Below are 19,175 nucleotides of genomic sequence, written 5' to 3'. Positions count from 1 at the left end.
AAAATTTACGATGTAAAATAAAGATAAATTCTTTATCATTTTTTTGTTAATGACATCAACATGTTCTTAGACATAAAGAGTTTCTAGTGAACCCATTTTCTATTCTTTTATCTTATCAGGCCCAAGTTGAAGCAAAGATTGAGCAAAGTATTGCGGCCTTAGGTGCTAAAAGCAAAGTCAGAGATGCTTGTGAATATGCGCTTCGCAATGGCGGAAAACGTTTTAGGCCCGCGCTTGTTTTAATGGTTGCAAAAACATTGGGTAAACAAGCAGATGCTTCCGAAGCGGCTTTAGCGGTGGAATTTTTTCATACGGCCTCGCTCATTGCGGATGACCTACCTTGTATGGATAATGATGATGAAAGAAGAAATATGCCTTCCCTCCATAAAGTTTTTGGAGAAGACATAGCTTTATTAGCCAGCTATGCGTTAATCGCTGAGGGCTACCGTTATTTGGCTCAAAATAGTGAAACTCTCAAGCAGCAGCAGGTTTCTTTTTCCGATCGGTGTGATCATCTTTGTGTTTTAGCTATTCAAAACGTCTCTTATAACACAGGGCTTTTTGGGGCCACAGGTGGACAATTTTTAGATATTCATGAGTCTAACCTCTCTTTATCTGCATTACGCGATATCTTGCACAAAAAAACGGTCTCATTGTTTGAAATTTCATTTGTGCTGGGGTGGTTATTTGGTGGTGGAGAGCTAGAAAAATTACCTTTGGTGAAAAAAGCCGCTTCGCATTTTGGAATGGCTTTTCAAATTGCTGATGATTTGAGTGATATGCAACAAGACTTAAAGAATGGACGAAAAGCCAACATGGGATTGTTAATGGGAGTGGAGGAAACAGTTAAGATGTTCCACAAGGAAACAGTTTCTTTTCTGACTGTTTTACAAGAACTTGATATTCAAGGGCAGGAACTTGAAGCTTTAATCAAGACACTCATACAGAAAACTGAAGAGTGTCTTGCTGTGCAGGGCTAATATTAGACTTCAACAAGCTCTTTTTCGTCAGCATCAACATGTGCAGCAGACTTGAGTGATGTTGTAGCCAGTCCATCTTTACATTTTTGCATGATAAGCTGCTCAATTTCATCCAATAGCTTTGGATTCGTTTTTAGCTCATCGCGGACAGCTTCTCGCCCTTGTCCCAATCTCTGCCCCTGATAGCTAAACCAAGCGCCTTTTTTATCGATAATCTGGTACTCTGTTCCTAAATCGATAACAGCTCCTGTTCTAGAAATTCCTTCGTTAAAGAGAATGTCAAATTCAGCTGAGCGGAAAGGTGGCGCAACTTTATTTTTGACAACTTTCACTTTGACTCTATTTCCAACTTCAGAGTTGTCAGGACCTTTAATACCAGCGGTACGGCGAATATCTAGGCGAATAGAGGAGTAGAACTTTAACGCACGCCCACCCGTTGTTGTCTCGGGGTTTCCAAACATGACACCAATTTTTTCACGAATTTGGTTAATGAAAATGGCGCAGGTATTGCTTTTAGCAAGTGTTGCAGCGAGTTTTCTTAAAGCTTGAGACATCATACGAGCCTGCAAACCGATAAAGCTATCGCCGATTTCGCCTTCTAGCTCACTTTTTGGAACAAGCGCTGCAACGGAGTCAATTACAATCACATCCACTGCATTTGAACGTGCAAGTGTTTCTGCGATGTTAAGCGCTTCTTCACCACTATCGGGCTGTGAAATGAGAAGTTCATCCACATTTACCCCAATTTTTGCAGCATAGGAAGGATCAAGCGCATGCTCTGCGTCGATATACGCAGCAAGTCCGCCTGCTTTTTGGGCATTTGCCACAATGTGAGTGGCCAAAGTTGATTTTCCGGAAGATTCGGGACCGAAGATTTCAATAATACGGCCGCGAGGTATCCCGCCGATGCCAAGCGCAACGTCTAAAGTTAAAGCGCCTGTTTTGATGACGCTAATTTCGCGCATGGAAGAGTGACTTCCAAGCGACATAATCGCTCCATCTCCAAATTGTTTTTTAATATGACTGACCGCTAGGTCAAGAGCCTTTTTTCTTTCTGCTTCACTAGGTTGAGCCATGATAACCCCTCATTTTTCTAATTGATGATTCCCTTAGTTCAGCAGTAGAATACCCGAACCGGCAACTCTTGTCAGGTAAAAAAACAATTAAAAATATCGATATGGGACATAAAAAGAAGGATTTGTTTATAAAGGCCTGCAAAAAATTTAAGTACTCTATGAAGAGGGTTCTTTAGGTGTAGCAATGAACCTTTTTAGATATTAATTATTTTGCTTATAGATTGTTATGTTTTGTATAGGTGTGATAAAATTTTGAAGATGTAAAGGAGCGCAATGGACTGAATTTGTTCTATGGTTGTAATCAAAGCTATATCAACTAATCTCTCCACTTTTCTAAAGAAAGAGTCAATAATAATTAATTAAAGGTTTTTATATGCCTATTTCATCCATAAACCATTTAAACCGAGGGGAGCATCGAAAAGCTTGGGATCCTAAACCTTCTCACGAACGACCTGGAAGGCAAGAAGCTCATCATTGCATCTCCATAAGAGATAGAATACGCTCGATCATCCTAGAAATGCGTGGTAAAACTTGGGGAACGAGAGAATTTCTTTCTGTTTCTAATGAGTTATTTACGCTTCTTACAAATCCTCTTTTGTTAGCGGGTTTATATGAGGAGGATATCCAACATCATGTAGAGGCTCGGGTAGCTACAATATGGGGGCAATTCAACGTCGCTTATGATGAGGGTGGGGAATTTGCTGTTAATGAGAAAATAAGACAATTTTTTGTTTCTCCATCTTTGAAAATTGTTTCAGAAGATGGAGACGCTGCTGAAGTGAAATATCAAGCAGCCCATTCAAGTACATTGCCTGTTTTAAAAGTTCGTAGAAGAGAAGATGGAGCCCCGTACTTCGAAGTTTTAAAAGGTTCTCACTTGGATAACCTCAACAACTCAACTATGGGATTGCCTGATTTTGTCAATCAGGTTGATACATTGATAGATGGTACAAATACAAAGGGTTTGCGAAGTGATGCTATTGCTTTAGTTAATGCCGTTGCTCAAAGGATCATAAGTCCTGTTGAGGCAATGCAAAATTACCTTGATTGCTTTGCTGGACAATTAGTGAGTCGACCAAAAGTCAGCCGCAGCATGACTCCGGAGAAAGCAAAGGTCGTTAGGATTTATCAAGAGAAAGTCCAACAGATGAGGGCTCTTGCAAATGTTCCTTTTGACATACAAGCTAAGCATCCTTTTTTTGATGATCTTTTAAGCGTCAATCTTCAGAAAGATCATCCACAAGATATTCCTTTTATAAGAAGTATTTTGTTTGAGCTAAAGCCTGAAATTATTCATGAAGCATGGATTGTTGAAAGCAACATTCAAGAAAAGATTGAGGAAATTTCTCATGGACATGAGGATGCAAACTTTGTTCGGCACTGCCTTATCTATCTCGCCAATGAAAAAGATGAGTTTTTAAAAAGAAGTTTAGAGAAACTATTTTGCGTGAGTTTATCTGCTATGGCAGACAGCGAAGCATGGATAAACGCAATAGAAAACGAACTTGAGGCAAACGAGGAATTGTACGAAAATATTTTAGGAAAAATCCAAAAAGAGATTGAGTATTTTAAATTAGAAGAAGAGCAATACCGACTTAGATTGATAGACAGGCTTCGTGGAGAACTATGCAGGATGTCTTTAGATCAGTTGATGGATGAAGTTGGTTTGGCAATTGAACGAAGAATCGAACAAGAAAAAAGTTGTTGGCAGCCAAATGATGAAGTGATTCGATCCCTTGAGAGATTATTTGTGTATTTTTCTATGAAAGATCCTTTAGCTCTTGAGGTTATTGCTGATGCTTTAGAGGTTAGTTCGGATCATTTTAAAAATTCTTTTTTTGCTTCAGATGAATAGCGTTGAAAGGCGACTTTGTCGCCTTAAGTTTGCATAGATAAGTTAAGTAACTCTTGACTTAAAGCATGATGTAGCATTCCATTAGTGGCTAAGATTTTCCCCGATTGGAGATCAAAGGGGGTTTCATTGTAGGCCGATATTTTTCCACCTGCTTCTTGAACGAGTAAGGCACCAGCCGCCATGTCCCAGGGCTTAAGCCCACGTTCCCAGTATCCATCAAAACGACCAGCAGCGACAAAGGCTAGGTCCAATGAAGCGGCCCCAAAACGACGCACGCCATGTGTTAAATTGGTTAAATGGCAAAATTCTGGATAATTGGTATCAGTGGTTGTGCGCCGATCATAGGCAAAACCTGTGGCTAAAAGGCTTTTGTCAAGAGCTCTGGTTTGAGAAACGGTGATTTTTTCTCCGTTTAATGTGGCTCCCATCCCTTTAATAGCTTGGAATAATTCTTGATAAAAAGGATTAAAAACCACACCTACAACGACCTTATTTTGATAAAGTAGGGCGATAGAGATAGCCACCATGGGATTTTGATGGGCATAATTGACTGTGCCATCCAATGGATCAATGACCCACAGAAAATCAGAAGAGGAAGAAAGGTGTTTTTCAGAGGATTCTTCAGCAAGAATGGCGTGATCGGGATAAGCTTCGGTGATCATTTGTAAAATGATTTTTTCTGATTCCTTGTCCGCCTCTGTAACTAAATCACCAGCTGTACTTTTATCCTCGATCTGTTTGACATTTTTCCAGTACTTTTTTAAGATTTTACCCCCGCTAGTAGCAGCCGATGTCGCTGTTTTTAGGTAGGCCTGTAATAGAGTTAAGTTAGGGAGTTTCATCTTTGACACCGAAGTTAAATTATGCGATAATTATCTGTTTCTAAAACAGTTATTGGTTTATACTAACCAGCTTAATTAATTTCACTTAGTTATAAGTTTGAGCGGGAATTTGTTATTTTCATAAGTTTACCTTTGGATCTTAATCGTTTGCAAAAGTCGTCAATCTGGAATGAGCAAAAAGCTTGACGATTTAAGGTCCCAATGGTTATGAATGAGCCTGATTTTGCATGACTTCGGCAGGCAAAAAGAACAATGTCATTCATATAGTGATTATTTTAAAGTAATCATCTTTGCCGGCCAAGAGAAGCGGAATCGAAACAGAAAAGCAGGATCATGATTTCTTGCGCATGGATCGGTTCTCTTTTCTTTTTAAGAAGCGATATTAACGTTGCTAGCTCTTAAAATAGGGCGTCTTAGTCTTATAAGAGAAAATTCTTTTTTTGCAACGGAAAATATTTGAATTGCAACAAGATTAAATAGTTTGATTGATCATGGGAGTGAGTAATGTCTGATACATCACCGGGGACTTTATGCCCCTCTGAATTTGCAAGCGAGTCCAAGAACTTGTGGGTAGTTAAACGCAATGGTTCTTCCGTGTCGTTTGATGGAGAAAGAATTCGTTTGGCGATTACAAAGGCATTTCGTGCTGAGCTGCTTTTGGGAGCTGACCAAGCTTTACCTGAGGAAATCCAAAAGGTGACGAATGGAATCACGTCCGCTGTCATTTCATCTATCCTTTCTTTAACAAGAGACGAACCCGTCCCTATCGAAAAGATCCAAGATCTTGTCGAAAAAGAATTAATGCAAGAAGGATATCATCAGGTTGCACGTGGGTATATTTTATACAGAGAAGAAAGAAAAAGAGCGCGAGCATTTAAAGAAACGGCGATACCCGCTAACGAACAGGTAAAATCTACTTTGTACGTGACGTATCCTGATGGAACAAAATCCCCATTAAACACACAAAAAATGCAATCCAAAATGGAGCATGCTTGCGCCGACTTTAAAGAGTTGTGCAATCCGCAAGAATTGATTGAAGAAATGCTTAAGCATCTTTATGATGGTGTGCTTTTTAAAGAATTGAATGAATCCGCAATCTTTTCTGCACGTTCAAAAATTGAAAAAGAACCCGCATACAACTATGTAGCTGCACGTTTACTTCTTCAAGATATTTACAATGAAGTTTTTGAGCAAGAATGCCACCCTTCAGAAGTTGCTAACTTGCACGTATCCCATTTTGAGCAATATATCAGAAAAGGGGTAATGGCTAAGCGTTTAACACCTGAATTATTTGGATATGACTTAGAGAAGTTGGCCCAAAACTTAGATTCTTCGCGCGATAAGCTATTTACTTACATTGGTGTTCAAACACTCTATGACCGTTATCTGATCCATGTTAAAAATGATCGCATCGAAACACCGCAATACTTTTGGATGCGTGTTGCGATGGGTCTCGCTTTAAATGAAAAGGAAAACCGAGAAGAGCGAGCCATTGAGTTTTATAACGTCTTATCTCAGTTCCATTTTATTTCTTCTACACCGACCCTGTTCAATTCTGGATCTTTGCATCCTCAATTGAGCTCTTGCTACCTTTCTACAGTGCAAGATGATTTGGTTAACATCTTTAAAGTGATTGCTGACAATGCGAGTTTATCCAAGTGGTCAGGAGGAATTGGTAACGATTGGACAAATATCCGTGCAACAGGTGCTACAATTCATGGAACGAATGGATTAACACAGGGTGTTGTGCCCTTCTTGAAAGTTGCTAATGATACAGCTGTAGCGGTAAACCAGGGTGGAAAGCGAAAGGGAGCTGTTTGTGCTTATCTAGAAACTTGGCACTTGGACATCGAAGACTTTGTGGAATTGCGTAAAAATACAGGAGACGAACGTCGCCGTACGCATGACATGAACACCGCGAACTGGATTCCAGATCTTTTCATGAAAAGAGTTAGAGAGCAAAGCGTCTGGACTCTGTTCAATCCATCAGATACACCAGATTTACATGATTTGTATGGCATCGAATTTGAAAAGAGATATTGTGAATACGAAAGACTTGCGCAAGAAGGCAAAATCAAGTTATTTAAAGTAATTCCAGCCATGGATCTTTGGAGAAAAATGATCACCATGCTCTTTGAAACAGGGCACCCATGGATGACATTTAAAGATCCTTCCAATATTCGATCACCACAATCCCACGCTGGTGTTGTGCATAGTTCGAACTTGTGCACGGAAATTTTGCTTAATACATCTGAAAATGAAACCGCTGTTTGCAACCTAGGTTCGATTAACCTTGCTGCACATATTAAAGGCGACTTCTTAGATGAGCAGTTTTTAGCAAAAACAATCCGAACGGCTATGCGTATGCTAGATAATGTGATTGACATTAACTACTATCCAACAAAAGAAGCGCGTGAGTCTAACTTGCGACACCGTCCAGTTGGACTTGGTTTAATGGGTTTCCAAGATGCCTTGTATCATTTCAGAATTGCTTATGACAGCCAAGAAGCTGTAGAATTTGCAGATGCAAGCATGGAAATGATTTCCTATCATGCTATTCTAGCTTCTACAGAGTTGGCTAAGGAAAGAGGTGTTTACTCTTCTTATAGAGGATCCAAGTGGAGCCAGGGCATTCTTCCAATCGACAGCATTGCGCTTTTAGATAATGAAAGAAAGGGTTATCTTCATATGGATAGAACCTCGAAAAAAGATTGGAGCGTGGTTAGAAAAGAGATTCAGAAACATGGGATGCGTAATTGCAATACTATGGCGATTGCTCCAACAGCGACGATTGCACATATTTCAGGGCTTAGTCAATCAATTGAACCGACATTCTCTCTACTGTATGTCAAATCTAACCTTTCAGGTGAATTTGCGGTGTTAAATGAATGGTTAGTCAAAGACCTAAAAGAAAGAGATCTTTGGAACCAGGATATGTTAGATGAGCTCAAATATTATGATGGATCTGTTCAAGAAATTGAACAATTCCCTGAAGATTTGAAGGGCTTGTACAAAACAGCTTTCGAAATTGAACCCAAGTGGTTAATTGAATGTGCTAGCCGCAGACAAAAGTGGATCGATATGGGACAATCTTTAAACCTATATGTAAACGCACCTGATGGTAGAAAGCTGAGTGACATGTATTTATTAGCATGGGAAAAAGGATTAAAAACGACCTATTACCTACGATCAAAAGCTGCAACCCAAGTTGAAAAATCGACTTTAGATATCAACAAAAAAGGGATTCAGCCACGCTGGATGAAAAGTCGTTCCGCATCGGGATCAATCCGTGTTGAACGTGATAGCTCTATTCCAAAAAGTTGCAGTTTATCTGGCGATGAATGTGAAAGCTGTCAGTAAGGAAAAGATGAAAATATTTAAATTAGTAATTGGAGGAAGGAATCATGTCGAGTTGTCTTATTCCTGAGGAAGCGGAAGCAGCCGCACAACAAAAGCGCATTTTAAATTGCAAGCAAGTTGATGTGAATCAACTGATGCCTTTAAAATATCATTGGGCTTGGGAACATTATTTGAATGGGTGTCATAACAACTGGATGCCTTCAGAAGTTCCGATGCAGAAAGATATCGAATTATGGAAATCAAATCGTTTAAGCAACGACGAAAGACTTGTGATTATGCGCAACCTTGGCTTTTTCAGCACAGCTGAAAGCTTGGTGGGAAACAACATTGTTTTGGCTATTTTTAAGCACTTAACAAATGCTGAAGCGCGTCAGTATTTGCTAAGACAAGCTTTTGAAGAAGCTGTACATACGCATACTTTTCATTACATCGTGGAATCTCTTTCTCTTGATCAAAGAGAAGTTTTTGACATGTATAATGCTGTAAACTCCATTCATGCAAAAGATGCGTTTGAGATGAAGCTTACAGAAGAAGTTATGCAGGAAGGGTTCACGACAGATACTCCAGAAGGGGTTCAAACGTTTTTGAAGAACTTGATTGGATTTTACATCATTATGGAAGGAATCTTCTTCTATAGTGGATTTGTGATGATCCTCTCTTTCCATCGTAAAAATATTATGACGGGAATTGGCGAACAATTTCAGTACATTTTAAGGGACGAAAGTATCCACCTCAACTTCGGAATCGATTTGATTAATACAATCAAAGAAGAAAATCCAGAAGTGTGGACACCTGAGTTTAAAGATCAAATCATAGACATGGTAAAAGAAGCTGTTGAGCTTGAAATTCAGTATGCGGCTGATTGCTTGCCAAATGGAATTTTGGGTTTAAATGCGGCTCTTTTCCGCGACTATGTCGGTTATATTGCGGACCGACGATTAGAAAGAATTGGTTTAAAGCCTCAATATAATACAGCGAATCCATTCCCTTGGATGAGTGAAGTCATGGACTTAGACAAAGAGAAAAACTTCTTTGAAACACGTGTGACTCAATACCAAAGCGGCGCAGCCCTCGTTTGGTAATCTTCCAATAAAAGCCTAGAAGAACTTCCTCTCTTCTAGGCTTTTTATTTCTTAATCAAATTTATGAAATCCTTCCCATCTAAAATAGTCCTCCTTGGCTAGGAGCAGAAAAATCTCTCGAGTGAACCACGAATTTGGCTTTTTCCCATCAGATTTGATGAGTGTCTTATTTTTTGAAATTTTTATTTCTAAATCTTTTGAGTATGGAGTCGAGATAATTTATTCAATCTGCATGTGGAGTTCGATTTTTCAGATAAACGAATGGTCGGTTCAAGGCCATTAACTCCACTAATTTAATGTGGTTGGTTGATCTTGGTATGGACGCCAGACTAATCCAAGTGGCGGGTTCGATATATGAACGTTTAGTCTATCCCTTGGTGAGTTGCTATATGCATTAACCCCGCTTTTCTCCAAAAGATTTGAGTCGTGCGTGACCCTCTTGACTCCTAAGATGGATTGTTCCTTTATAGAGAGTTTCCCCGTTGACGAACTTCCAAAAAACAGATTCATCGGAAAATGTCAGCGATTGATTTTCATCAAGAGATTGCAAGTGGGAAGCCTATACGTGGCAGGCCTGCGCGCATTAAAACATTTATTGCTATTCAAAAAAAAGTAAACTTGTGCTCTCAACCGCGAGCGCTATGAGAGAAAAGAAGAGAAATTTTAATCTATGAACAATTGATTTGTTGAGTTAAGTTATTTTTAATTTCGATTAATTTTACTCAATCAATACAAAATGTGCGTTTTATTTAAAAAATACTACTTTTGCGATCTTCCGTCAATTTTTCCAAATGTTGCCTTGGAGACTTAACATAATAAATCAGCCCAACTTGATGGATATAAATCGCTAAAGTTTTTCTTTGAATAAGGAAAGAAAAACATTATTTGACAAAATAAAAAAAACATTTTAGCTTCCGATCAAACCTACAAGGAGGATTTTATGGATATCGTGAGTCTCATTATAAGTTTATTGAGCGGTGTTGCTGGAGGAAATCTTGCTGGTGCTGCAATGAAAGAAAAAGATCTAGGTGGATTAGGCAACACAATTGTTGGCTTAATCGGAGGTGGTGCAGGTGGGTCTCTTCTCCAAATGTTAGAGACATTGCATAAAAGTGGTGTAACGGATGCAATTGGACATGCTGCAGGCTCTGGCTTAGATATCGGTTCTATCCTTGCCAATATCGGAAGTAGCGGTATCGGCGGAGCTGTTTTAACTGCTGTTGTTGCTTTAATTAAAAGTGCGCTGAGCAAATCATAAGCGACCGAAAGAGTTTCTCTTTCCTTGGAACCCATGCAAGTGTTTGGATGGGTTTTTTTATTTTAGAAAGCTGACAATTGCTTTCGCAGCTTCTCCGTTCCCATATAATGAAACATTCCAATCAGGATTCATGGAGCTGTGAGCATCATATTGCTCTTCAATAGCGCGGGCTTGAATCGGAACTAAGCGATTAAAACCGTAATCAACAAGCTCAACCCACTCCGTTTCTTCTCTTAAGGTTAAGCAGGGGACCTTAAAGAAATAGGCTTCTTTTTGTACGCCACCCGAATCCGTCAAAATCAACCTAGCGTGATTTTCAAGTTGCGTCATATCGAGATAGCCCACTGGATCAACTAACGTCACATGCTGTTTAATGGAGTCCAATAAAGCGAGTTTTTGAAGTGCTTGTTGCGTCCGAGGATGGAGGGGAACCACGACAGACGTACGACGCCCAATGGCAGATAACCCCAAAAATATCTCTCTCAGACGATCTGGGTCATCTGTATTTTCGGCACGGTGAATTGTGGCTAATACGAACTGTTTAGACTGGAGGTTGAGGCGATTAAGAATGGTGCTTGTTTGATGGGACTTTTCTAAATAGAAAAGGGCAGTATCATACATCACATCGCCTGCTTGAATAATTTTTTTTTCCGAAACACCTTCACGTTTAAGTTGTTGCGTTGCATAGGTTGTCGGAGTGAAAAGCAAATTCGAACAATGATCTGTCAAAATGCGATTAATTTCTTCTGGCATTTTGCGATTGAAAGAGCGGAGCCCTGCTTCAACATGTGCAACAGGAATGTGTAGCTTAACTGCTGCTAAGGCTCCCGCTAGGGTTGAATTTGTGTCGCCAAATACGAGTACCCAATCCGGTTTTTCTTGCAGCAAAATTTCTTCAATTTTTTCAAGCATACGACCCGTCATAGCTCCTTGAGAACACCCTCCTACCCCAAGTTGGTAAGTGGGGGCAGGAATGCCCATTTCAGAAAAGAAAACATCCGACATATTGCGGTCATAATGTTGTCCCGTATGAATAAGAATTTCCTGAATATGATCGTGTTCCGAAATGGCACGACTTAAAGCTGCAGCTTTGATGAATTGAGGGCGCGCCCCAATAATTGTGGCAATTTTCATGAAAAAATTCCTTAGAATGCTTCTTGAAGAAGGTTTTCGGATGCTACTTGGGAAATATCTACTGGTACAATTCGATTCCCTTTTAATTGATAACGTTCTCCTGTGACAGGACAGGATGCTTCAAGTATTTCATCTTCAGGAATAGAAACTGGCAAATCGAGTTTTTCTCCATGGCGGCTCATCCAACCAATCTGACGGCCAGGATTTCCTACGATAAGAGCATATGGAGGAATATCTTTTGTAATCACAGCGCCGGATCCAATAAAACAATATTCGCCAAGCTCAACACCACAAACAATGGTTGCATTGGCACCGATTGTAGCTCCCTTACGAACGAACGTTTTTTGATATTCGCCGCGTCTATTGACTGCACTGCGGGGATTAATCACGTTTGTGAAAACCATGCTAGGACCTAGAAAAACGTGGTCCTCGCAAATGACGCCCGTATAAACACTGACGTTGTTTTGAACTTTGACATTTTTCCCTAGCACAACAGAGGGGCTAATCACCACATTTTGACCAATATTGCATGCTTGGCCGACTTTTGCTCCATCCATGATGTGGCTGAAATGCCAAATTTTAGTGCCCACTTCAATTTCTGCTTGAGGACCAATTATAGCCGTGGGGTGGGCATAATATTGAGGAGAGGTTTGCTCTACAGAAGATTTAATGGACGGATTTTTTTCCGCTCCATCCTCATTTAAGCTAGCTTGAGCAGCTTGTAAAACCTTCAGCACTTGTAAGCCTTCTTTACCATCAGTTCGGGGGGCAATCCGCTCTTGGCAGCATTTAATGAAGTGAAGGCATTCCTCTCTGAGAGGCTCAGCTTGAGGAACAACGACTTTTTCGGCCTCATTTTTGTTTGCCAAGGGAATATTTCCATCTGTCCAAGTTACGTGATTTCGATAAAGCACAAGCTTTTCATCCCACGGTTTTGTGTCGTCGAAAACCGCCATTCCAGTCGATCCAATCACCACAAGTTTTTGCTCTTTAAAAGGGTGCAACCAGCTGACATAAATATGAGCGCGCACATCATTGGCAAAGCGAAGAGTTGTCATGGTCGTATCGGCAACACCTTTAGAAAGGTAGTCAGCACCAGTACAACGCACTTGATGAGGAAGGTTGTGTCCTACTAAAGACAGAATGACGGAAATGTCATGTGGAGCAAAGCTCCACAGCGCATTTTCTTCTGTGCGAATGCTGCCGAGATTTAAACGGTTTGAAACGATATAGTGTAATTTTCCTAGCTCTCCTCGTCCCAAAAGCTCTTGCAAAGCTTTGATGCAAGGATGGTATTGCAAAAGGTGTCCTACCATGAGGATACAGCCTTTTTCTTCAGCTAAATGGATGAGCTCTTCCCCTTCTCGGCTATCTAAACACAAAGGTTTTTCGACATAAACATCTTTTCCAGCAAGAAGAGCCTTTTTTGCAAGAGCATAATGAGCAATAGCTGGTGCAGCAATGACCACAGATTGAATGTGTGAATTGTTCAGAACTTCATCATAAGAAGACGTCAGATGGAGTTCCGGGTAATTTTGCCGAAAGGTTTCTAAAGTGGTTGGATGAGAGTCGCATAATGTATGCAATACACCCAACTGATAGAAATTTCTGGCCAAGTTTTTTCCCCAGCGCCCACCGCCTATTAAAGCAAGGTTTTTATTATACGATAAAGTTGTCATTACAAAAAGCTCCTTTTAGCATGCAGCTGGGGCACAGCAAAATTCTTTAATCATGTTTATGATATGATGTTGATCTTCTTCTGTTAACCAAGGGTGCATTGGAAGGCTAATCACTTCATCTGCCATTTTTTCTGCAACAGGCATCGATCCCCTTGCATAGCCCAAAGGTTTGAAGACGGGTTGTTCATGCACACATTTTGGATAATAAATGCCTGTTGGCACACCTTTAGCTTGTAAATACTTGGCTAGTTCATCTCTTTCGGGTGTTCGAATGGTATACTGTGCATATACATGCGTATTGCCAGCTTGAATTTCGGGGATAACACAATAACCAGCTAGTTCTTGGGAATAAAAATGGCCAATGCTTGCGCGTGCTTGCGCTTCCTGATCAAAATGTGGAAACTTTGCTAATAAAATGGCTGCTTGCATGGTGTCTAAACGACCGTTCATTCCGAGGCACGTGTGATGGTGGCGTCTTTCACCGCCATGCGTGCGAATTGCGCGCATTTTTGCCGCTAAAGTGTCATCATTTGTAAAGAGGGCTCCGCCGTCACCATAGCAACCGAGAGGTTTAGCTGGGAAAAAACTCGTTGAACCAATGGTTGTAACAGAACAGCTTTTTCGGCCGTGCTGAGTCGCTCCAAAACTTTGAGCACCGTCTTCAATGACGGGCAAGCCATATTTGTTGGCAATTTCATTAATGGCTGTGTAATCAGGCATTTGGCCAAATAGACTAACAGGAAGAATGGCTTTTGTTTTAGGTGTAATGGCTTTTTCAAGTTGTTCGACATCGATATTATAGGTGCGGTCTTCGATGTCGACAAAAACGGGTGTGGCTCCGACTAGACCAATGACTTCAGTCGAAGAAATCCAGGTGAAAGGCACGGTAATCACTTCATCGCCAAAACCAACTCCAAGAGCCATAAGAGCAATTTGTAAACTGTCTGTCCCACTTGATACCGTAATGCAATGCTTGGTATTTGTATATTGAGCAAGAGTGCTTTCTAGAGTGCGTACTTGTTCACCCATAATAAAATTTCCTTGGTCAAGAACTTCATGAATGGCCAAGTCGATCTCTTTTTTGTACAGTTGATACTGTTTTTTGATGTCAATGAACTCCATGATTCCTCCTTAAAAATTTCACTAGGCTTTAAAGACAAGTGAATTTTCTGGTAAAAAATTTCTTGTATCTACAGTGGGGACCCTAAATGATAAAATGTGATCTGCCGAAAAATAGCTGTGTTTAGTTGCCAAAACAAAGCAGTCATAATTTTCAGACAAGGAAACGCTTTTTTTGCCTTCTAAGAAGCTGTATTCTCTACTCATTCCAATTTCAGGAATGTGATTGTCGTGATAATCAACAACCGCTCCTTTTTCTTGCATCATTTTGATCAGCTCTAAGCTGGGACTTTCGCGCATATCGTCGATGTCAGATTTATAAGCGAGCCCTAAAATCAAAATTTTGGATCCTTTCATTGGTTTTTCAGATTGATTTAAGCAATCTTGAACTTTGCTTACCACATAGCGTGGCATGGATCGGTTGATTTCGCCGGCAAGTTCAATGAAGCGTGTTTGTACGCCAAATTCTTTGGCCTTCCATGTGAGGTAAAAAGGATCAATCGGAATACAGTGTCCGCCTAATCCTGGGCCTGGCCAAAAAGGCATGAAACCAAATGGCTTGGTGGCTGCTGCTCGAATGACTTCCCAAACGTCAATACCCATAGGGTCACAAATCAATTTTAATTCATTCACTAAGGCGATGTTAACACTGCGAAAGATATTTTCGAATAATTTAGCAGTCTCAGCTACGCGCATGCTGGAAAGAGGAACGATATTTTCGATTCCAAGTCGATATAATTCTACGGCAAGTTCTAAACTTTTTTCGTTTGCTCCACCCACAAGTTTCGGAATATTTTTTGTGCCAAAAGACTTGTTACCTGGGTCTTCCCTTTCAGGGCTAAAGCAAAGGTAAAGATTTTCATTAAGGCGCACTTTTCCGGATTTTTCTAAAATGGGAAGAACGACTTCATCAGTTGTGCCAGGCCATGTGGTGCTTTCTAAAGAAACTAAAGTGTAGGGTTGCAAATGAGGAGCAATCGATTCACATGTTTCTTCTACAAAGCGTAAATCAGGCTCCAAGTGATGATCAAGTGGCGTAGGGACGCAAATAATGACAGCATCGCAGTGGGAAATTTGTTCATAATTCGAAGTTGCAGTAAATTGATCGTTTTCTCGTACCTTTTGCAATCGACCATGATTAATATGATGAATGTAGCTTTTACCTTCTTGAATGGCAGAAATCTTGTTAACATCGATATCAAAACCAATAACACGAACATTTGCTTCAGCAAAAACTAGAGAAAGAGGAAAACCCACATAACCTAAACCCACAATGCCAATCGTAATTTGTTTGGATTTAATTCTTTCAATTGAAATGGGCATAATAAGTTCCTTAATTCGGGAGCATTTACAAATTAGATTTTACGGTTTCTTTCTTGATTTAGAAAAGGCCTCTAAGGCGCACGACTGTATCAAATTTTGAACCGGATTACAATAGATTTATGAATGAAAATTCAGCGAAAGAGAGATGATTTACAAGCGATGGGAATAATCTTTTCTTTTTTAATACAAACAAATAATAAGGAGTAACTATGAATCCAATATTAGAAAACTTATATAAATTAGATAGCAGTTTGGAAAAGCTAGGAATGACACCTCAATCTGCTAAAGAAGCACTAGAGTGGCATTATGCACCCGAAACCAAATTTCGGAAGCCAACTAAAGAATGGATCATCGAGAAAATGGATAATCTCTCAAGAGAAGACACGGATCGGATTATTGGGAATATTTTTAGAAAAAATGGATCGAAAGCAGAAGAAATCCCACTCTATCAAGGTTTTAAAAAAGGTATGGCTGAAGAAGCTGCTTATGTGTTTTCAGTAAGCTACATTAGTCAAAAACTTGCTCTTCCAGAGAATTGCCAACTTGTAAAACAAATTGCAGAAAAAGCCATGCCCATTATCCAAAAAGAAGTTGATGTTCAGATCGATATCCTCTATTCCCTTTTTGTGAAAGACAGAATTCATTACTTTCTAAGACCAGCTCCTAGCTTTTATCGTGAAGGCTAGGACCTTTGCTGGCGTGAGTAATCATTTGCCCCTTTTCTCTGAAGTACTTTGCAGCCGCTTCGAGAAAATTGGGGCAACTCACTTCTAAAGGAACTGAAATGACGGTACGGCTGTCTGATGAGTCAAGGGGAGCATAATTGTAGAAGACCTTTGTTGTTGTTTCGGGAACAAAGATCACTTGGCATGTTTGAGGGACGTTAAGACTATCCCTCAGATGTTCAAATCTTTTGGGGAGCAAAACTACATCGAAGGATCTAGGATCAATATTGGCTAGAATTTTGATTTCACGACAGCCATCAAGTGCTTCAGTTTCTGTTTGCTCTTTAAAATCATGGATCACTGAGTTTTCAATCGAAAGAGATTCTCCATCGTTATCGACGAGTTGCATTTTTTGTGGTGTTGTTAAAATAAGTAAACTGCTATTTGCTCGATCAGATAAGATCGAGAGAGCTTCTTCAGTAAAAGTTGGCCCTTTATCCTTTAACTTCAATTTTGTGAATGTTTCTTTTAGAGTAGCTGGTAAACCTTCCAGGGATTTTTCTTCTTCAGGTGTGAGTTGAGCGGGAGGTAAGTCTTCAGTTAATGTATCATGTTTACGCTCGAGGGCAACGGATAAAGCTCCTTTTGCTTTGCTTGTCTCTGCTGAAGGTCCATTCACAGCAACTTGAATTCCTTTTAAATCCGAGATACAATTAACCTCAACTTCATTAGGAGGGCGTGGATTTTTGTCTAAGGAGCTAACTTGCTTAATTCCTAAAAGAATGGCTCGGTTAGAGCAGACGATGCCATGCTCAAATATCCCATTCAGGTATTCAACAAATTTCTGTTCGTAATCTCTCACCTTTTCACTAACAACAGATTCGAGCATTTTTTCTCGAATATTTGTAGGTAAAATTTCTTCGTTAGAGGGAGGGAATTTAGAGTCGCTTTAACCATTTCTAAGACGACTTGTTTCAGAGGCTTAAAAGATGTGGGGTGGGAAACCGCCCTTTCTTTTTCTTCTTCGAAGAACTGACCTTTTTGCATGGAGTCAACATAAGGAGAACCTTCATACTTATTCATTATATCACCATAGTTAAATAAATATTCAAGGCAGAAAGATTTGTTATTTTATTATAACAAAAAGATCTTTTTGTAATTAAATTATTTAAATACCTTCTTGGTGATGCAAATTATTTTTATCTGTATTATTCGTCTCATTTTCTTATGCTCCATATGAAGAGCGTTTATTGATAAATTTGTTATGAATGATTGTTAATGGCATTTATCATAAAATGCGAGCGATGCATTGCTCTGTTTATCTGAATGGGCAAGATTGATCTTTGCTAGCTTACGCAATGTAAAGCCGCTTTACATGAAACAGATTGATTTAGCTCTTGCAGGATAATCCAAATTCAACTACAATTTTCTTTCATTTCGGAGGAGTGTCTGAGCGGCCGAAAGAGCACGCTTGGAAAGCGTGTGTACGTTTATCGCGTACCGTGGGTTCGAATCCCACCTCCTCCATTCTTTTTTCTTATTCCAGAAAACATCAATATTTTTTGATTCATACGAGGATCGAGCTCAGATCGGAAAAAGTGCGTTTTTATCTACTTGGGATTTGACAAAAGATTTTTCAAAATTTTGGAAGATGTCATATCTTTTTATTTAAATTCAATAGCCTACGAAATATAGCTTGATTTTCATCGATTTGATATTGTGTCCGTTGATGCCACTAATCTCTATTCATCTGGTTTTTTGTCTTTAGGCAAAAGGTGATGGTCATAAAATGCAATAATCCGTTTTACTGCATCTATAGCATTAGAGTGATTCCAGTTGTTGATCACATGTCCTTCTTTCTTATAGATAGCAAGGTTAACTTTTTTACCAAGCCGCTTAAGCGCGGTAAACATCTTTTGAGCCTCTTGTACTTCGCAAGTTATATCTTTCTCTCCATGGATGAGCAAAAGTGGTGTGTAAATATCTTTAGCTAGGTAATAGGGAGAATTTTCCAGATATCTAAACATATTTTCCCAAGGATGGGTTCCCATTCTCACCTGCCTGTTTTCGTACCAATCTGTGTTTGCAAAACCTTCCCAATTTTTGCTAAAAATTCCATATGCTCCTGTCAAGTCGTATATTCCAGAGATAGATACAGAGGCTCGAAAAAGATTCGTTTTTGTTACAATTCCCGCTGCGCCATAACCACCAAAAGATTGGCCAATAAGGCCCAGGCGATTAATATCTATCAATCCTAAACAGGATGCCTGATAGATTTGAGGCAGCAATCGGTCGACTGTCTCTTGTATCGGATTGCCAGGTTCACCTTCAGGCCTAATTCGCAAATCCGGCAATACTATCGCATATCCCTGTTCTAATAAAAGTCGAGAAGGAAAAGAAGCAATATTTCCTCCCCCAAAGCGATTTACTGCCGATTGAAGGTTTGCTCCTGGGTATACTTCCACAATGGCTGGAAGCTGTTGATTCGGTTGTATTCCTTTTGGCAATAGAATGGTTGTGTCCACTTTTTCAAGTGTTCCATCGTAACGAGGGACTGTTGATTCAATGACTATAGCAGTGATTTCTTCTAAGAAGTCTTGCAGGGGGTCGATATGGGTCAAACGCGCGACAATTGAAAAATCAAATGACGCCCGATAAATATTTTGGGAGGTGTTTAGGTTTTCATTTATATAAAAGACCTGGTTTGTTTCTTTGGAGGCAATCATTCCTTTAACATTAGACTGGCTCTTCCACAAGATTTCATAACAATTTGTTTCAAAATAAAATTTCACGATCGCGTTT

General features: G+C 39.8%; 15 protein-coding genes and 1 tRNA gene. 7 read left to right on the top strand and 9 right to left on the bottom strand.

The features are described from left to right. The first annotated feature begins 86 nt into the window (after window positions 1–86). Window positions 87–980, top strand: coding sequence for a polyprenyl synthetase family protein (locus AB7E63_RS00910; RefSeq protein WP_006340699.1), 894 nt, complete (start codon window positions 87–89; stop codon window positions 978–980). A 2-nt stretch (window positions 981–982) separates the two neighbouring features. Here AB7E63_RS00910 and recA read toward each other — a convergent pair whose 3' ends face one another. Continuing rightward, a complete protein-coding gene (gene recA, locus AB7E63_RS00905; protein ID WP_006340700.1) occupies window positions 983–2,056 on the bottom strand; it encodes a recombinase RecA in 1,074 nt (357 codons plus the stop codon). Between the two features lie 373 nt (window positions 2,057–2,429). On the opposite strand from recA, the gene AB7E63_RS00900 reads away from it, so the two are divergent. Next, a complete protein-coding gene (locus AB7E63_RS00900) occupies window positions 2,430–3,911 on the top strand; it encodes a hypothetical protein (RefSeq protein WP_006340701.1) in 1,482 nt (493 codons plus the stop codon). A gap of 23 nt (window positions 3,912–3,934) precedes the next feature. Here the strand turns inward: AB7E63_RS00900 and AB7E63_RS00895 are convergent, their stop codons facing one another. Further along, window positions 3,935–4,753 carry an inositol monophosphatase family protein gene (locus tag AB7E63_RS00895; RefSeq protein WP_006340702.1) on the bottom strand — a complete coding sequence of 273 codons (819 nt, stop codon included), beginning with the start codon at window positions 4,751–4,753 and terminating at the stop codon, window positions 3,935–3,937. A gap of 504 nt (window positions 4,754–5,257) precedes the next feature. On the opposite strand from AB7E63_RS00895, the gene AB7E63_RS00890 reads away from it, so the two are divergent. From AB7E63_RS00890 to AB7E63_RS00880, 3 genes are all read left to right on the top strand, one after another. Beyond that, entirely contained in the window at window positions 5,258–8,113 is a 2,856-nt protein-coding gene (locus AB7E63_RS00890; protein ID WP_013924059.1) for a ribonucleoside-diphosphate reductase subunit alpha, read from the top strand. A gap of 44 nt (window positions 8,114–8,157) precedes the next feature. Then, window positions 8,158–9,195 carry a ribonucleotide-diphosphate reductase subunit beta gene (locus tag AB7E63_RS00885; RefSeq protein WP_013924060.1) on the top strand — a complete coding sequence of 346 codons (1,038 nt, stop codon included), beginning with the start codon at window positions 8,158–8,160 and terminating at the stop codon, window positions 9,193–9,195. 940 nt (window positions 9,196–10,135) lie between these two features. Continuing rightward, on the top strand, window positions 10,136–10,453 hold the full coding sequence (locus AB7E63_RS00880; protein WP_006340706.1) for a hypothetical protein: 318 nt from the start codon (window positions 10,136–10,138) through the stop codon (window positions 10,451–10,453). A gap of 57 nt (window positions 10,454–10,510) precedes the next feature. Here AB7E63_RS00880 and wecB read toward each other — a convergent pair whose 3' ends face one another. The 4 genes from wecB to AB7E63_RS00860 are packed head-to-tail and all read right to left on the bottom strand — an operon-like array spanning window position 10,511 to window position 15,708. After that, on the bottom strand, window positions 10,511–11,587 hold the full coding sequence (wecB, locus tag AB7E63_RS00875; protein ID WP_006340707.1) for a non-hydrolyzing UDP-N-acetylglucosamine 2-epimerase: 1,077 nt from the start codon (window positions 11,585–11,587) through the stop codon (window positions 10,511–10,513). An 11-nt stretch (window positions 11,588–11,598) separates the two neighbouring features. Then, entirely contained in the window at window positions 11,599–13,266 is a 1,668-nt protein-coding gene (locus AB7E63_RS00870; protein ID WP_006340708.1) for a Gfo/Idh/MocA family oxidoreductase, read from the bottom strand. Window positions 13,267–13,281: 15 nt separating this feature from the next. Beyond that, the gene (locus AB7E63_RS00865; RefSeq protein WP_006340709.1) at window positions 13,282–14,388 is read right to left on the bottom strand and encodes a DegT/DnrJ/EryC1/StrS family aminotransferase; all 1,107 of its coding nucleotides are present in this window, start codon (window positions 14,386–14,388) and stop codon (window positions 13,282–13,284) included. Between the two features lie 21 nt (window positions 14,389–14,409). Next, complete coding sequence (locus tag AB7E63_RS00860) at window positions 14,410–15,708, bottom strand: nucleotide sugar dehydrogenase (protein ID WP_006340710.1); 1,299 nt, start codon at window positions 15,706–15,708, stop codon at window positions 14,410–14,412. A 209-nt stretch (window positions 15,709–15,917) separates the two neighbouring features. Here AB7E63_RS00860 and AB7E63_RS00855 point away from each other — a divergent pair, with 209 nt between their 5' ends. After that, window positions 15,918–16,394, top strand: a complete 477-nt coding sequence (locus tag AB7E63_RS00855) for a hypothetical protein (RefSeq protein WP_006340711.1) — start codon at window positions 15,918–15,920, stop codon at window positions 16,392–16,394. On the opposite strand, the gene AB7E63_RS00850 is transcribed toward AB7E63_RS00855, so the two are convergent. Then, a complete protein-coding gene (locus AB7E63_RS00850; protein ID WP_006340712.1) occupies window positions 16,372–17,262 on the bottom strand; it encodes a hypothetical protein in 891 nt (296 codons plus the stop codon). The genes AB7E63_RS00855 and AB7E63_RS00850 overlap by 23 nt on opposite strands. After that, window positions 17,232–17,456 (bottom strand): hypothetical protein, encoded by a 225-nt coding sequence (locus tag AB7E63_RS00845; RefSeq protein ID WP_006340713.1) that lies wholly within the window; start codon window positions 17,454–17,456, stop codon window positions 17,232–17,234. Before AB7E63_RS00845 ends, AB7E63_RS00850 begins: the two co-directional genes overlap by 31 nt. 356 nt (window positions 17,457–17,812) lie before the next feature. On the opposite strand from AB7E63_RS00845, the gene AB7E63_RS00840 reads away from it, so the two are divergent. Beyond that, window positions 17,813–17,900 (top strand) — tRNA-Ser (locus AB7E63_RS00840). Window positions 17,901–18,115: 215 nt separating this feature from the next. Here AB7E63_RS00840 and AB7E63_RS00835 read toward each other — a convergent pair. Continuing rightward, the coding region (locus AB7E63_RS00835; protein WP_428418443.1) for an alpha/beta hydrolase family protein at window positions 18,116–19,175 on the bottom strand (1,060 nt) is incomplete at its 5' end.

Source organism: Parachlamydia sp., from assembly GCF_050255895.1.
Lineage (GTDB): Bacteria > Chlamydiota > Chlamydiia > Chlamydiales > Parachlamydiaceae > Parachlamydia > Parachlamydia acanthamoebae.
Note: the sequence above shows the minus strand (reverse complement) of the source record. Positions and strands in the feature narration are given on the sequence as shown.

Coding starts and splice junctions, on each gene's coding strand:
- AB7E63_RS00900 (WP_006340701.1), top strand. CDS start 2,430: ATGCCTATTTCATCCATAAACCATTTAAACCGAGGGGAGCATCGAAAA.
- wecB (WP_006340707.1), bottom strand. CDS start 11,587: ATGAAAATTGCCACAATTATTGGGGCGCGCCCTCAATTCATCAAAGCT.
- AB7E63_RS00880 (WP_006340706.1), top strand. CDS start 10,136: ATGGATATCGTGAGTCTCATTATAAGTTTATTGAGCGGTGTTGCTGGA.
- AB7E63_RS00850 (WP_006340712.1), bottom strand. CDS start 17,262: ATGCTCGAATCTGTTGTTAGTGAAAAGGTGAGAGATTACGAACAGAAA.
- AB7E63_RS00885 (WP_013924060.1), top strand. CDS start 8,158: ATGTCGAGTTGTCTTATTCCTGAGGAAGCGGAAGCAGCCGCACAACAA.
- AB7E63_RS00865 (WP_006340709.1), bottom strand. CDS start 14,388: ATGGAGTTCATTGACATCAAAAAACAGTATCAACTGTACAAAAAAGAG.
- AB7E63_RS00855 (WP_006340711.1), top strand. CDS start 15,918: ATGAATCCAATATTAGAAAACTTATATAAATTAGATAGCAGTTTGGAA.
- AB7E63_RS00870 (WP_006340708.1), bottom strand. CDS start 13,266: ATGACAACTTTATCGTATAATAAAAACCTTGCTTTAATAGGCGGTGGG.
- AB7E63_RS00845 (WP_006340713.1), bottom strand. CDS start 17,456: ATGAATAAGTATGAAGGTTCTCCTTATGTTGACTCCATGCAAAAAGGT.
- AB7E63_RS00860 (WP_006340710.1), bottom strand. CDS start 15,708: ATGCCCATTTCAATTGAAAGAATTAAATCCAAACAAATTACGATTGGC.
- recA (WP_006340700.1), bottom strand. CDS start 2,056: ATGGCTCAACCTAGTGAAGCAGAAAGAAAAAAGGCTCTTGACCTAGCG.
- AB7E63_RS00895 (WP_006340702.1), bottom strand. CDS start 4,753: ATGAAACTCCCTAACTTAACTCTATTACAGGCCTACCTAAAAACAGCG.
- AB7E63_RS00890 (WP_013924059.1), top strand. CDS start 5,258: ATGTCTGATACATCACCGGGGACTTTATGCCCCTCTGAATTTGCAAGC.